Source organism: Paenibacillus sp. 01T422, from assembly GCF_056398785.1.
Window position 1 is genome coordinate 1 of record NZ_JBFTQB010000173.1, and the last position, 15139, is coordinate 15139.

The following is a 15139-nucleotide window of genomic DNA, read 5'->3' on the forward strand; positions in this document are numbered from 1 at the left end:
CAGCTAGAATGCGTCCAGCTCTGCCCATTTTTTCAATTTGCTCTTTTGTTTTAATGATAATCACGTAAGTCCAACTCCTCAGCTGTTATTAACTCATTATGTCCACTTAGCAGACCATAGCTTCATTTCTTTTAATATTTGATGCAAATCCTGGCCTTTAGGTGTCAATGTATACTCAACGGTAACAGGGACAGTAGGGTATGCCATCCGCTCTAAAACACCGTGATCCTCGAGATGACGGAGAATATCGGTTAGAGATTTAGGGCTGATTCCAGTCACTTGACGCTGCAGTTMGCCGAAACGTTTCGTACCGCAAAACAGTTCCCGAAGCACGAGAAATGCCCATTTACCACCAATCACTTCAAGTGTTCGTTCAATAGAGCATTCAATCTCTTTCGGTACTTTAGGAACATAGTTGCTGAGTGGGGCGACTTTTTCATTTTCAAGAGTAGACATTCAGAAACGCGTCCTTTCCATTTTGGAATGTACATAACTATCCATGAAGTAAGTAAGTTACCATCTTGTATTTAGGGTAAAGTAGTTTCACTACTATGTATTTTAAAGTTCGTGAAGCCAATTAGCAATAGTGGGGCTTTATTGTGGCGATCGTAAATCACTTTCAAGACAGTCATGGACAAAGGTTGATTTCGTGCCTTAGATTCTTTACAATAAGAAATAAAATTATTGTTTCAGGAGATGTGTACATATGAACGTCAAAATTTCCCGTAATGCTGCGAAAGTACTTCAATTGGAACTTGAAAAAGAAGAAAACAAGGGCTTATTGGTTCGCGTACAAGTGACTCATAAGCATGGTGACCATGCTCACTATGGCTTGGGTCTTGACGATAAATCTGATAAAGACGTCGTTGTAAGCACCGATAAAGGCATTGATGTTTTGTTGGATCAAAGTGAACCATTGCTTGATGGTATCCGTATTGATTACTTCTACACACCAGAAGAAGGTTTCATGATTACGAACCCAAGCAAGGGGAACAACGGAGATCACTAATGCGCAATGATATTCGCATTTGTGATAAATGCAAACATATGAAAGTGAAATCTGCACTTTCAAAAATTAAAGTCATTGCACCTGATGCTGAAGTCAAAATTGCCTGTAAATCGTATTGCGGTCCTTGTTCTCGTTTTGCTTTTATATTCATTAATGGCCGCTATGTGACAGGAGCAACAGAAGACGAAGCAATCGAAAAGGCTAAAAAATACGTCAAATAGAAAAAACCGTCTGGGCGATAAAGCCCAGGCGGTTTTTTCTATTAATTAAACATGTATGGTGGAATTGGTGAGCAGTTTGCGAATTTGACTTTCGATTTTGCGTGGCGTTGTAGTTGGTGAGAATCGTTTAATCACGTTGCCGTCTTGGTCTACTAGAAATTTGGTGAAGTTCCATTTGATACTGGAGCCTAGCAGACCGGAAGCCTGCTGCTTCAAGTAGCGATAAAGTGGATGGGTGTCAGCGCCGTTGACATCAATTTTGGAGAACAAAGGGAGGTTCACGCCAAAATTGATTTGGCATGCCTGTTCAACCTCCGCATCGTTTCCAGGCTCTTGATCTTTGAATTGGTTGCACGGAAAGCCTAACACGCTAAAACCCTGATCTTTATATGTGTCATGAAGCTCTTGAAGTCCCTTAAATTGAGGTGCGAATCCGCATTTGGTTGCAGTATTAACAATAAGGAGCACTTGCCCTTGGTAGTCTGCAAGCGACTTATCTTCACCGCGGATCGTCCGGGCCGAAAATTGATGAACGGTCAAAAGAATCACCTTTTTCACAATTATTTTATACAAATTAATTTTACACAATTTTAATTGATTTGTGAAGTGACTATTTATAGGGCAAAAACCCGGAGCGAGCCGAGCTCGCAATTCCAGGTTTATTTGTGCACGATATCTGCCAGCGCTTCGTCGACGGAACTATAAGTAAAGTTGAATCCGTGCTGAAGCAGTACATGCGGCAGCACTTTCTGGCCTTCTAGAAGGAGTGTAGACAATTCGCCGAAAACAAGCTTCATAACAAAAGCAGGGAGCGGGAACAGATTCGGCCTGTGCATGGCTTTGGCTAGCAGCGCTCCGAACTGCTTGTTCGTGACGGGGCTTGGGGCTGTTGCATTGACGGGACCGATGATTTCTTCATTTTGAATGCAGAAATCGATCAATCTCACCATGTCTTCAATGTGAATCCAAGACAGCCACTGTTTGCCGCTGCCGATAGTGCCGCCAACGCCAAGCTTGTAAGGCAAAGCCATCTTTGGAAATGCTCCCTCTTTCCCGTCGAGTACAAGTCCAACCCGAACTTTTACGATTCGAGGGCCTTTGATTTGATCTGCCGCCTGTTCCCATTTGTCCACGACACTTGATAAGAAATCCATCGAATGGTGCGGGCTGCGCTCATCGAACGTTGCAGTCTCTGACGTGCCATAAATAGACATACCTGAAGCGTTAACGACGATCTTAGGTTTCTTGTCCAAACGTTCTACCAGTTGCGCAACTTGCTGTGCTGCTTTAATGCGGGACTCCAAAATGCGCTCCTTAGCGGCAGTCGTCCAGCGCTGATTAATCGATTCGCCGGCCAAATTTACGATAGCGTCAAGTCCTTCAAGCCGTCCAGGTTCATCTTGCAGTTCTTTCCATGTTACGGTGCGCACGCCTTGTACGACTGCTTGGGATGAGCGTGAAATCGCAATCATATCATGACCGCGCTGATGGAAGTAGGCAATTAAACGTCTTCCAATAAAGCCGCTTCCGCCTGTTACCGCTATTTTCATCGATGAACACCTCCTTCAGGTTATTATATCATTTACAAAATTTGCATGTCATCCTCGCAGGATGATGAAACCTGGTTTGAATCATTGACACGGAATAGGAAACAAATGCTATATTGGAAAAAGGAGGGATGCCTATGTTTCGTTTTTTATTTGGTAAATCAACTAAACCACCTAAGCGCAGTCGACCTGGTAAAGCCAAGCCAGTCTATCGAGCCTCGGAACTGCCTAGTGGTCTAGGGTTGCTTGAAGGTATTCCGTTAGATCGAATGATTACTAAGTTAAACAGTTCAATTCCCGCAGACTATGCTGAAAGAATTCAATATCGGGTGAAAACCGAACACCCACGTATGACAGACGACGAATATGCCTGCAAATGGTTTGAATTACAGCGTTATTTCGTAATGAGTCTCATTCTGAAATCAACACCGATGTTTAGCGCCGAAATCGATGACTTGTGGCACGAAATGTTGATGTTTACAAGGGAATATCAGCGTTTCGGAGAACAGTTTGCAGGTGGTGTCATTCATCATTCCCCAGAACGTGAACCGAAGCAGATGCCGGGAGAACGCGCTTGGTTCGACTGGGTGTATGCTCATCTGTTCGAATTTGCGCCGAGCAGTAAGCGCTGCTGGAACGGATTTTTCCGCAATGCACTTGATCCTGAACGTACAGAGCTGCTTCGTAAAGGCAATGTGGATGCGATCGCTGGCAGCTTGTTCAATATGGAGCAGGCAGCTCGGTATCCCGAGGTGGCAGAGACCATTCGCCTCTTAGTTGAGCAAGCCATTTTAGAAGCGAATAATGCCGCTAAGAGCCGCCGGCTCGAAGATACGGGCTGGGATTATTCAGTGGCTAACCCCAATTCAATGCTGTATCTGGCAGGCGCTATGATGTTCTTTTCCATCCAGAGCCCACAGAGTTATGCCAACGATATGAATGCGAATTTCCCGGAGAATTCCCCGGAAGATCCGCGAGATAAACATAGCAGCTGCTCTTCCTCGGGATGCGGAAGTTCTGGAGGAAGCAGCGATAGCCCCGGAGATCAAGGGGGAGGCAGTTCCTGCTCGTCGAATTCATCTTGCTCTTCAGGCTCCGGCTCCTCCTGTTCATCAAGTTCCTCCTGCTCGTCAGGTTCAAGCTGCGGTTCGAGTTAATGGTCAGAAGCACTTTCCTCGGAAATCTCAGGGAAGTGTTTTTCGCATTCAAGGGCATGCTAAAAATTAGACTAGAAAATTTCAGATGCACTATGCTATACTCATTTTCAAACAGGAGATGATCAGATGAATTCAAAAATGTCTTTTCAGCCGCTGAACCGTCCAAAGTTGGTAGACGATGTCGTGAATCAGCTGCAAAAGAAGATTTCAGAAGGAGAAATAAAACCTGGTGATAAGATTCCGACGGAACCGGAATTGATGCAGCAGTTCGCTGTGGGACGTTCAACGATCCGCGAAGCGGTCCGTGTACTTGTGCACGCTGGCCTGCTTGAGAAGAAACAGGGCTTCGGCACCTTTCTGAAGGCGCAGTCAGCTGTGCAGGAGCCGCTTGATCACAGACTGCGTAGAGCTCAGATTCTGGAGGTTTACGAGGTCAGAAGGATGCTTGAGTTGGAAATTTCTCGATTGGCTGCTGAGCGGCGCGATGAGAACGACCTTGAACAGATGCGAAGCGCGCTCGATCAACGTTATGAAGCATTGGAGAAGGACGATACTGATACTCACACAGCTTAAACAATTTGTAAACCAGGAGTAGCTTCACTCTCATATGCTTTTAAACATCAGATGATATGATGAAAGGGGTTAGTTCCATTGTCAGATTCAAGTTCAACTCGCAATCATACGGTTTATGCAATTTTATTTTCGATCTCGCTAGTCCATTTATTGAACGATGCTATTCAATCCGTTATACCTGCTGTGTTCCCGATTCTTCATAATTCGCTGCAGTTGAGTTTTACTCAAATCGGGTGGATTGCTTTTACGCTTAATGTAACAGCCTCCATGTTCCAGCCTTTGATTGGTCTGTATACAGACGCAAAGCCAAAACCTTTTTTATTACCCGCTGGTGTTTTTTTCTCGTTATTAGGTGTGATTGTGCTCGCCGTAGCCTCTTCGTTCGTTCAAGTGCTCGGAGCTGTCGTGCTTGTTGGTCTAGGCTCCTCCGTGCTTCATCCTGAAGCATCACGCGTGGCCTACTTGGCTGCCGGTCCTCGCAGAGGATTGGCGCAGTCAATTTTCCAAACAGGCGGTAATATTGGGCAGGCTCTTGCACCAATTTTTACAGCGCTGATCTTCGTTCCATTCGGTCAGTTCGGGATTATTTGGTTTTCGTTTGTCGCTGCTGCAGCGATTATCGTTCAGTTCTTCGTAGCCAAATGGTATCGTAACGCAGGCAGCAGCCGATCGGCGGCTTCAAGTAAAGCATTTGTTGCCAAACAGCCTCTGCCGCGTAAAACAGTTACCTATGCGATTTCAATTTTGATCATGCTTTTGTTTTCGAAGTTTGTTTATGTAGCAAGCATGACAGGTTTCTACGCCTTTTACTTAATAGAACATGATCAGCTTTCCGTTGAAAAAGCGCAGCTATTCATATTCACTTTGCTTGCTGCAGGGGCAGTTGGTACATTCCTTGGCGGACCGATGGCGGATCGATTCGGCAGACGGAATATGATCTGGTTTTCCATTCTGGGAACGGCTCCATTTTCACTGCTTTTGCCATATGCCAATCTGTTTTGGGCGGGCTTGTTGTGTGCTTGCATTGGGTTCATTCTGCTATCGGGTTTCTCCGTTATTGTCGTTTATGCGCAGGAACTGCTGCCAGGCAAAGTCGGGACGGTATCTGGCCTATTCTTTGGCTTGGCTTTCGGACTAGGCGGGATTGGTTCAGCCGTGCTTGGTACACTTGCGGATGCAACCAGCATCTCATTTGTCATTAAACTCTGCGCTTTCTTGCCGCTAATCGGGCTGTTGGCTGCTTTCCTTCCTTCGGATAAAAAATTGAATATGACGCAAGCTGAACTACCGCAAAATGTTGCAAAAGCTTAATTGATTGAGAGGTGAAAAGGAATGACACCGATTATTGAAATGAACAATGTCTCCTGGTATAGAGATAATAAAACGATACTGAATCAGGTCAACTGGCAGGTGTCCAAAAATGAGCACTGGGCTGTGCTGGGCTTAAATGGTTCAGGTAAGACAACCATCCTGAATATGATTAATGGATATATCTGGCCTAGTCAAGGGCAAATGGCTGTGCTCGGTCATCCGTTTGGCACGGTAGATTTAAGAGATTTGCGTAAAATGATTGGCTGGGTAAGTTCATCTCTTCAGGAGAAATTGTACGCTTCAGATAAAACGCAGCATGTCGTAATTAGCGGTAAACATGCTTCAATCGGGCTGTATGAGAAGCCGAGCCTGGAAGATTTCGAGCAGGCCAAAGAACACATGAAGCGGCTTAATTGTTTGCATTTATACGACCGCACTTATCAATCATGCTCACAGGGTGAGAAGCAGAAGCTATTAATCGCACGTGCATTAATGGCCTCGCCTAAGCTGTTGATTCTGGATGAAGCAACGAACGGATTAGATTTCCTCTCTCGGGAAGCCTTGCTCTCCAGCATTCAAGAATTAGCCAAGGAACCGGATGCTCCAACGTTAATTTTCGTGACTCACCATATTGAAGAAATTCTTCCTGTTTTCAATCAAACCTTATTGATTCGCCGTGGTGAGGTATTCGCAAAAGGGTTGTCACGCCTTGTATTGACGAGTGAAGGTTTATCCTCTTTTTTTGAGTCGGAGGTTGAAGTGAATTGGCAGCGTGAACGCCCCTGGCTTTCGATCCCTGCGAGTGATGAGTGAGCTAGGCTCGTTTCATAATATAAAAGGTTCTAAGAGCACTTTCTTTATGGAAGTGCTCTTTATTTTGTGGTAATTATTGACATGTGGTATTGGGTGTCATACTATATATTTAGATATCTAATTAAATGGTGAGGAAGGAGGTAGGAAGATGACCTCATGCCCAATTAATCCGCAAAAATCACTACTGAAGCCTAGGTTTTTCGGCTGTCTCATCTGTTACACGGCTGGTTGGATTTCGTATTGGAATGCGAAGAGAAAAATGTCCAAAGGCTAGAACCAAGTATACTTGCTTGCAATATGTTCATCAGAGAGGTGATCGTATATAATGGCAATATAACGTAAAGCAACTTGTAAAGGGAGAACCAACATGAACGCTACACTACATGGATCTATTGGATTCTGGTTGAAGAAGAATTATCGCAATGCCTGCAATTTTTTGGATCAAAGGCTAGAGGAACAAGGTGTCACGAACTCTCAGCTTGGCGTCCTTATGATTCTATGGGAGGAAGAAGGACGGACCCAAAAGGATATGGTACACATTTTAGGCATTCAACCGGCTTCCATGACTTTTCTTCTTCGCGGTTTAGAAGATAGAGGTATGATCTATCGTGTACAAGACAAGTTGGATACGCGTATCAATCGTATTTATTTGACGGAGAAAGGCTCTTCAATTAAAGAGGCTTGTTTAGCTATTGTCGAAGAGGGAGAAAAGATGATTCGCCAAGGATTTTCCGATCAGGAGATTGCCTTGATGCTGCATTGGATGAAGCGTGTTGACAGTAATTTTCAAACGTAAGTAGGCTGACAATTTCATGTTGTATGACAGTCTTTTTTTAAGTATATAGTTAGATATCTAACTTAATGTGAGGGCGATGAATTTTAACAAAGGATTAATTATAGCCTATTTCAGACTTATAATGCGTAAATAAATGAAAATTTAACATTATAAAGTCGAAATATATATATGTTGACAGTTAAAATTAAGTTAGATATCATAATATTTAAATCATCGAAATGGAGGAATATGGGAATGAACCTTAAAAATTCTAATTCTTTGTATGAACGCAGTAATTTGAGAAGAGTAGCTGAACTGCAAGAGATTGCACCACAAGGATCCAAAGCATTTTTTCAGTTTATGGGTGAAGCTTTTGCCGAGAGGGCTATTACTTCAAGAACAAAAGAACTGATTGCCGTTGCTGTAACACATGTTACAGGATGTCCTTACTGTATTGATGTTCACACGGGTAAATTTAAAAAGTTGGAAGGTTCTGTTGAAGAGGTAGTGGAAGCTATTCTGGTGGCAGGTGCAGTGAATGCAGAAACGGTCTTATTTCATAGCGTGAACGCATGGAATACCATGAATGATCTTGTTAATAATGAGCTATATGCAACGAGTAACGCCAGCAAACTTCCACAGGTTAAGGAAACACGTCCAGAGACGTTTGCGGCTTTTGAGCAATTCCAGTCCACCGCAATGGCGGATGGCGCTATCGATGCCARAACAAAACAGCTGATTGCTGTAGTTATCGCACATGTGAATGGCTGCGCTTATAGCATTGACAGCCATACTCGGAAATTCAAAGAGTCGGGCGGGACAGCGGAGGAACTAATGGAAGGGCTGCTAGTCGGCGGTGTTGCGAATGCAGGCTACGTCTTGACTCACGGAATCAATGCGCTCAATGCCTTCGATTATCATTCGGATGCAGTAGCCCAGAACTAGAACCTCGCTTTTATAATGCTTCACTAGGAAAGGAGGCGTACAGTGTCCACGTTAACGATGGTTGTTGTTGGATGTTTGCTAGTCTGTTGCTGCGCATTTTTCGTTATAAGTATGATGCGTAAACGATCACGATCGAAATGAAGTAAGAACAGTTTGGGCAGCAGTTCAACCATCTTTGGTACTAGAACTTGCACGCAAGGATGGTTGAATGGCTTACATCAGGATGGGAAGGTGAGTGACGGATGCAACTTGAATTGAAAGGTGCTCCCTCCACAGCATCAGAGATGTATCAGGTAATCGTGATTAGTCTTGGGTTGTTTGTCATCTTTCTCGACAGTACGATTGTCAATATTGCATTGCCAACGATGATCGAACAATTTGCCATTTCATTAAAAACGGCTGCATGGGTGATGAATGCCTACACAATGACCGTAGCTATTTTACTCATATTTATGGGGAAGTTGGCTGATCTTTACGGGAAAAAGCGGCTGTTTTCACTAGGATTGACATTATTCATGTTGAGCTCGCTTTTATGCGCTTTGGCACCAAATGCTTTGCTTCTTATCGCAGCAAGAACTCTTCAAGGAATCAGCGGAGCAATGGCGATTCCCGCGAGCATGAGTCTTGTTCGATCTATCGTCCCCAAAGAAAAAGTTGGAGCAGCTATGGGGATCTGGAGTGCGGTTGGCGCATTAGCTATTGCCATCGGGCCCAGCTTGGGAGGTTTGATAACGGAAGCGTTCAGCTGGCATTGGGTATTTTATATGAATGTTCCTGTCATCCTACTTGCACTTTTCTTACAGAGAATCGCTTTGAAGTCACATCAGGACCAATTGCAACCCGGCAAACTTGACTGGTGGGGCACATTATTACTTAGTTTGGGTTTATTCTTTTTTATCAATGGATTCTTACAGGTGACGGAGTCCGGCTGGTTAAGCAGAGCAGTCTGGTGGCAAATCTTGTTTGCATTACTTTCGATCAGTGGATTCCTATGGACCCAAACCAAACACACGAATCCTTTATTAGATCTTACTATTTTCAAAAACCGTCAGTACTTGGCTGGACTCCTGTCGAATACATTAGGCGGTCTCCTGTTAATGGGAACGATGATGATCTCCCCGCTATTTTTAACTCGCATATTGCATTTCAGCACATTGAAAGCTTCCATTCTGATGACACCATTATCTGTTAGTTTACTGATCATCGCTCCATTCATTGGTAAATTAATCGATCGAATCGGTAGTCGAATTCCTCTAACAATCGGATATGGCATTACCATTATTAGTTTTATCCTCCTGGGAACAATTCATTTGCAATCTTCAATAAGCTTGTTTGTTGGTTGTTTAGCTTTAGCAGGAATTGGAATAGGTATTTTAGCTATTGCCAGTCTTACACTCAGCACGATGTCCATCCCAGAAGGACAACTGAATATAGCCTCAGGTACCTTCGCTATGTTTCGTAATCTTGGCGGAGCGCTAGGAATTGCGCTATTCGTTTCAGTTACTTTGAGGAGCGCAGTTGCATCTGCGAGTGCTGTAGAAGCATTTCGAACTGAGGGGTTTCAACATGCATACCTTAGCGGTGCTGTTCTAGCGATTGGTTTTATGTTTTCATTAGTGCTTTTGAACAGGAAGAAAGAGGGGGTAACCCAAAACTGAGGGGGCTAAACATGTCTACGTATGGTGAGTTTTTTGAAAAATCGGCTAAGCTGGGGATGGACCCTGTTGGCAGCGTCATTGCGTCAATCAAGTCCATCTATCAATTGCCAGATGAGTCGCAAAACGAGATGAAACTAGAGCTAATTAAACATAGTTTCCAATATCACTATACGCATAATGCGCTTTATAACAAAATTTGTGAAGAGAAAGGAGTGACATTGACGAATTTTCAATGCATTGAGGATGTCGCTTTGATTCCAACGATTGGAATTGCGAAATTTAAGGATGTCAACGCCCATTTGCTATTAACCAAACCGATTTACGAAGTAGAGCATGAGTTGAGAAGTACGGGGACTAGTGGAATACCGAGTATTTCACGCAGGGATGAGCAAACATTAACCCGCAGCGTGCTCAGTATTTTCTCTATGTTTCGCGAGATGTTTGGATTTTTTGGCGGAGCAGCCATTTACTTAGCGCCCTCAGCGGAGGAAATGCCAGAGATGGGACTCGTAAAGCTGATTAATATGTTCTCCGGATTACTGGATTCAAACCGGTTTTTTATAAGCGGGCACGAGTTTGATCCAGAGGCTGTTTTCCAACAATTGAGAGATTGGCAGCATGTGCACACCCGTCATATTATCGGCCCGCCTTTCCTGGTCGAAAGGTTAGCTGCTTATATCGAGGAACACCAGATTGATATTCAACTCGACAAACAGTCACAAGTAATTACACTAGGCGGCTGGAGGAGTTATACAGGGAGGGAGATTAACCGCCATGCGTTCTATGAACAAGTAGCGCAAAAATTTGGCGTCCATCAAGGACAAGTACGTGATATGTTCGGATTAGTCGAAACGAATTTCATGGCTATCGAATGCGAGCATCACGCTAAGCATGTTCCTCCTTGGGTTCATTTTTCCATTCGCAATCTGGATAAATTAGCAGAAGAGGTGGCGCTTGGCGAGCCGGGACGCTTGGTTGTGTATGACCCAACGTCGTTATCGTATCCAGGTTTTATTATGACGGATGATCTTGTATATATGGACAAAAATCCATGCCCTTGCGGAAGGAAGGGACAGGTCTTGAACTATATGTACCGCATCAAAGGGGCAGAAGTAGGCTGTTGCGCGATTAATTTGGAAAAATTCATGTCAGATAATGAAGCAAGAATTACACAATGCCCTATTGGATAGAGGGATACTCAACCTAATAAAAGGAGAGTAGTTGAACCATGTACAATGCAATTATTTCTGATCATTTTATGAACCCTAGAAACATTGGAGATATTATCCACCCAGATATGGAGTTCCGAATCGGCAATCCGATTTGTGGGGATACGATACATGTTTGTGTGAATTTTCAAGAAAGTAAAATAAAGGAAATTAAGTATAAGGCTTATGGCTGCGCGGCGTCGATCGCAACAGCAAGCATTTTTAGTGAATGTGTTCACGGAAAAGCAATCGATGAATTAATTGACATCACACTGGCAAGCCGTGAAGAAATGCTCGGTGAGCTGGAGCCTAACCAAAAGCATTGCCTTGATATTCTGAATGAATTATTCGATTCTTTTCATGAACGTCAAGGGTGCAAGCCTTGACAGGTCGTTATTTTGATTATAATTCAACGACGCCAATCCATCCTCTTGTACGAGAGGTCATGACGGAAGCTTTAGAAACTTTCGGCAACCCTTCAAGTGTTCACGGTGTTGGTAAGAATGCCAAAGTGGCGCAATACYTAGCACGTGAGCAGATTGCCGCATTATTGGAATGCGAGCCAAGTGAACTTTATATGACTTCAGGTGGAAGTGAAAGCAATAATTGGGTCATTAAAGGGTATCTAAGCAGGTGGGCGGGGTCACCTTTCCATGTCATTTCATCTGTCATTGAGCATCCTTCAATAAGGGAAACGCTTCGGTACTGGTGCAACTTTGCAGGTGGAGAAGTTACATTCGTCCCTGTTGATGAAAGTGGTAAGATTTCCTCGGAGACGGTAATTAATGCGATTCGACCAGACACTAAATTGATAAGTATCATGCTTGCCAACAATGAAACAGGAACGATTCAACCCATTCAGGAGATAGCTGCTATTGCCAAATCGAGAGGGATATTCGTTCACACGGATGCTGTTCAGGCTGTCGGGAAGATTCCAATCCATGTGCAAGAGTTGGGGGTCGACGCGTTATCTTTTTCAATTCATAAGTTGTATGGTCCCAAAGGGATCGGGGGAGTTTACGTGAATAAGGCGTATTTATTGGAACCGCTTATTCATGGTGGTGGGCAAGAGCAAGGACTGAGAAGTGGTACGGAGAACGTTGTTTCATTGATTGGTGCTGCAGAAGCATGCCGTGTGGCTAAAGCGGAGATGGAGCCCTTGTATGACAGAATGATAGCCTATAAACAACTTCTAGTAGATAAATTGAATTTGATTGTTCCTAATCTAAGGATTAACGGCACTTTGGATTCAACATACAATTTGGCAAATACGCTTAACATTGCAATTCCAGGAGTCCGAGGAGAGGCGTTAGCCGCCTATTTAGACCAATGTTTCGGTATTGCTGTTTCTGTTGGCTCGGCTTGCAGTTCAAACGATGAGAAGAAACTCTCCTACGTATTACAAGCAATGGGGTTGGACGAAAATGAGATTCGTTCGTCATTGCGCATTAGCATGGGCTTATTTACAAAAGAGTCAGATATCCATTATTTCTTACAAAGCATGGAGCGTTCATTAGCTCATTTCTATCAATGTATACCAAGCAAGTAGACGACATGGAGAGGTGGCCCTATGGAAAATAAACCCCAGATTTATGATAAAGCAGAAATAGCTAAGCTGATTAAACAAAAAATAATTATTGAGAACCTGGAGTTAAAGGGGGTTTCTCCGGAAGATATTGTAGATCATGCCCCTTTGTTTGGTGAAGGACTTTGTTTGGAATCCGTTGAAGCCTTCTACATTGCCGGGGGCATTGAACAACAATTTGGATTTCATATTGATCGTACGAAACTTCATCAGATGCGCCATCATTTTCAATCCGTTGATGCACTGACTTCTTATGTATACGAACGCATGGCATCTTCCATTTCATAATAAGACTGGGGGACGTACTTGGTTGATGGAGAGAATCAAGAAGTGAGTATGACTGCAGCCGATTTGAACAAACGAGCAATGACTATTGCTTCATCTCTTCATAGACGTGGCAGTCAACATAAGACGGCATTGCTGCTTTATCCACCAGGACTGGAATTTATTTCTGGGTTTATGGGATGTCTATATGCTGGAGTTATCCCAATTCCAGCGTATCCTCCGCATATGAGACGCCCAACACCACGACTTGATGCGATTATTCATAATTCTCGAACCGAGATCGCGCTATCAACAGATAAATTGATTATAGACTTACTCTCGCGTACTGAAAAAGATTCCTTGCTTTCAAATTTGGAATTTATGGCTACGGATCATCTAGTCTCAAACGGCGGATTTTATTGTATGCCTTGTAGGGCGGATGATATCGCATTCTTGCAATATACATCAGGATCCACCGCAGATCCCAAAGGGGTCATGGTCAGCCATGGTAATTTAATTCATAACATGTCGTTAATTGCGAAGTATTTTCAACTTTCAGAAACGACTCGCATAGTGAATTGGCTGCCTGCTTACCATGATATGGGATTAATTGGACAATTACTTATGTCTTTATATTTAGGTTGTGAACTTGTCTATATGTCTCCGGTTAGTTTCATGCAAAAGCCAATACGATGGCTGCGCGCAATTACGAAATACCGCGCAACTTACAGCGGTGCTCCTAATTTTGCCTACGAGCTATGCGTTGAGAAATTTAATCCGGAGATAGATGGGGATGTTGATCTAAGTAGTTGGGCTCTGGCATTCAATGGTGCGGAGCCAGTTAGAAAAGAAACATTGGAGAAATTTATCCACACTTTTGTCCCGTATGGGTTTCAAGCAAAGAGTTTCGCTCCATCCTATGGATTAGCTGAGGGTACTTTATACGTTTCTGGCTATAAGCGAGAGCAAACATATACCTCATTATGGCTGGATGTTGATCGTCTCGAATTAGATCAAGCTGTACCTGTTTCTGAAGATACGGAGAATGCTCGAGCGGTTGTTGCATGCGGAATTGTTGTTCCAGAGCAGCGTATAGTTATCGTCAATCATAGAGATGGCCAGTTGTGCAATGAAGAGATGGTTGGCGAAATTTGGGTGAGCGGATCTAGCGTTGCACAAGGTTATTGGGCAAGTGAAGAGGCAACGCAGGTATGCTTTCAAGTAGAGTTGGTTAATTTCCCTGGTGAACGATTCCTGCGTACAGGTGATCTAGGTTTTATCAAGGACAATGAACTGTATATCATAGGAAGAATCAAAGATGTTTTGATTGTCAACGGACGCAATCTGTATCCGCAAGATATAGAGTTCTCCGTGCAAAATTGCCATCCAGCCGTGCGTAAGGAGTATGTTGCTGCTTTTCAGCGACAATGTGCCGATGGAAGTGAAGAAATCGTCGTTGTTGCAGAGCTCAACCGCGAATACAGGAGTCGCAGCAAGGATGAAGAGGATGTTGGCAAGAGAAGCGATCAGCTACAGAACGAAGTATTAGCAGCAGCTCGGAGGATCTTATGGGAGCATTGTGATATTCATCTGAACGATCTTATATTGATTCGTACAGGGACGATTCCGAAAACCTCCAGCGGCAAAATTCAGCGCAGCTTGACGAAGAAATGGTATGAAACAGGCGAACTTCAACGTAGTTGACTAGCCGATTCGGAGGAATAGATTGATGAAGTCAATTGAAGTGATGCACTGGTTAAGAAATGAGATAGCGCTACTGGTTGACCAAAAGCTGGAAGAAATTGATATTCATGAGCCTTTCAGTTCTTACGGTCTTGATTCATCAAAGACGATGCTGTTATCAGGTGAGTTAGGTGCAAAGCTGAATATGCCTGTTTCTCCCACGATATTTTGGGATTACACGAGCCTTTACGAGTTATCTCATTATCTGGGAGCGAGCGAAGAAGGACAAAAGCTTAATCAGGAGCCTGCTGCTTCGCGAGAAATGCCAGATCGACGTGATCCCATTGCTATTGTTGGCATTGGCTGCCGCTTTCCTAACATATCTGGAAG

The 15139-nt window shown here is 43.7% G+C and carries 18 protein-coding genes; 15 read left to right on the top strand and 3 right to left on the bottom strand.

Annotated features, from left to right (window positions below; genetic code table 11):
- Nucleotides 1-96: 96 nt before the first annotated feature.
- Complete coding sequence (locus AC1DUA_RS12170) at nt 97-456, bottom strand: winged helix-turn-helix transcriptional regulator (protein WP_477500001.1); 360 nt, start codon at nt 454-456, stop codon at nt 97-99.
- A gap of 250 nt (nt 457-706) precedes the next feature.
- On the opposite strand from AC1DUA_RS12170, the gene AC1DUA_RS12175 reads away from it, so the two are divergent.
- Entirely contained in the window at nt 707-1009 is a 303-nt protein-coding gene (locus AC1DUA_RS12175; RefSeq protein WP_477500002.1) for a HesB/IscA family protein, read from the top strand.
- Nucleotides 1009-1230 (top strand): YuzB family protein, encoded by a 222-nt coding sequence (locus AC1DUA_RS12180; protein ID WP_477500003.1) that lies wholly within the window; start codon nt 1009-1011, stop codon nt 1228-1230. Before AC1DUA_RS12175 ends, AC1DUA_RS12180 begins: the two co-directional genes overlap by 1 nt.
- A 45-nt stretch (nt 1231-1275) precedes the next feature.
- Here AC1DUA_RS12180 and AC1DUA_RS12185 read toward each other — a convergent pair whose 3' ends face one another.
- Together AC1DUA_RS12185 and AC1DUA_RS12190 are read right to left on the bottom strand one after the other, a co-directional pair.
- Entirely contained in the window at nt 1276-1770 is a 495-nt protein-coding gene (locus AC1DUA_RS12185) for a glutathione peroxidase (protein WP_477500004.1), read from the bottom strand.
- A 119-nt stretch (nt 1771-1889) separates the two neighbouring features.
- Entirely contained in the window at nt 1890-2780 is an 891-nt protein-coding gene (locus tag AC1DUA_RS12190; RefSeq protein WP_477500005.1) for a TIGR01777 family oxidoreductase, read from the bottom strand.
- Nucleotides 2781-2914: 134 nt separating this feature from the next.
- Here AC1DUA_RS12190 and AC1DUA_RS12195 point away from each other — a divergent pair, with 134 nt between their 5' ends.
- The 13 genes from AC1DUA_RS12195 to AC1DUA_RS12255 all read left to right on the top strand — a co-directional run.
- Entirely contained in the window at nt 2915-3934 is a 1020-nt protein-coding gene (locus AC1DUA_RS12195) for a glycine-rich domain-containing protein (RefSeq protein ID WP_477500006.1), read from the top strand.
- 126 nt (nt 3935-4060) lie between these two features.
- Nucleotides 4061-4507, top strand: coding sequence for a FadR/GntR family transcriptional regulator (locus AC1DUA_RS12200; protein WP_477500007.1), 447 nt, complete (start codon nt 4061-4063; stop codon nt 4505-4507).
- A 78-nt stretch (nt 4508-4585) separates the two neighbouring features.
- Nucleotides 4586-5818 (top strand): MFS transporter, encoded by a 1233-nt coding sequence (locus tag AC1DUA_RS12205; RefSeq protein ID WP_477500008.1) that lies wholly within the window; start codon nt 4586-4588, stop codon nt 5816-5818.
- Between the two features lie 21 nt (nt 5819-5839).
- Nucleotides 5840-6631, top strand: a complete 792-nt coding sequence (locus tag AC1DUA_RS12210; RefSeq protein WP_477500009.1) for an ABC transporter ATP-binding protein — start codon at nt 5840-5842, stop codon at nt 6629-6631.
- 367 nt (nt 6632-6998) lie between these two features.
- Complete coding sequence (locus AC1DUA_RS12215; RefSeq protein ID WP_477500010.1) at nt 6999-7427, top strand: MarR family winged helix-turn-helix transcriptional regulator; 429 nt, start codon at nt 6999-7001, stop codon at nt 7425-7427.
- A gap of 234 nt (nt 7428-7661) precedes the next feature.
- The gene (locus AC1DUA_RS12220; RefSeq protein WP_477500011.1) at nt 7662-8351 is read left to right on the top strand and encodes a carboxymuconolactone decarboxylase family protein; all 690 of its coding nucleotides are present in this window, start codon (nt 7662-7664) and stop codon (nt 8349-8351) included.
- Between the two features lie 242 nt (nt 8352-8593).
- Complete coding sequence (locus AC1DUA_RS12225) at nt 8594-10009, top strand: MFS transporter (protein ID WP_477500012.1); 1416 nt, start codon at nt 8594-8596, stop codon at nt 10007-10009.
- A gap of 11 nt (nt 10010-10020) precedes the next feature.
- Nucleotides 10021-11199 (top strand): LuxE/PaaK family acyltransferase, encoded by a 1179-nt coding sequence (locus AC1DUA_RS12230; RefSeq protein ID WP_477500013.1) that lies wholly within the window; start codon nt 10021-10023, stop codon nt 11197-11199.
- A gap of 38 nt (nt 11200-11237) precedes the next feature.
- Complete coding sequence (locus tag AC1DUA_RS12235; RefSeq protein ID WP_477500014.1) at nt 11238-11603, top strand: iron-sulfur cluster assembly scaffold protein; 366 nt, start codon at nt 11238-11240, stop codon at nt 11601-11603.
- The gene (locus AC1DUA_RS12240) at nt 11600-12766 is read left to right on the top strand and encodes a cysteine desulfurase family protein (protein ID WP_477500015.1); all 1167 of its coding nucleotides are present in this window, start codon (nt 11600-11602) and stop codon (nt 12764-12766) included. The genes AC1DUA_RS12235 and AC1DUA_RS12240 overlap by 4 nt, the downstream gene beginning before the upstream one ends.
- A 21-nt stretch (nt 12767-12787) precedes the next feature.
- Complete coding sequence (locus tag AC1DUA_RS12245) at nt 12788-13090, top strand: acyl carrier protein (RefSeq protein ID WP_477500016.1); 303 nt, start codon at nt 12788-12790, stop codon at nt 13088-13090.
- Between the two features lie 18 nt (nt 13091-13108).
- Complete coding sequence (locus tag AC1DUA_RS12250) at nt 13109-14770, top strand: fatty acyl-AMP ligase (RefSeq protein WP_477500017.1); 1662 nt, start codon at nt 13109-13111, stop codon at nt 14768-14770.
- Nucleotides 14771-14795: 25 nt separating this feature from the next.
- Nucleotides 14796-15139, top strand: a 344-nt coding sequence (locus AC1DUA_RS12255) for a phosphopantetheine-binding protein (protein WP_477500018.1), incomplete at its 3' end; no start/stop codon positions are given.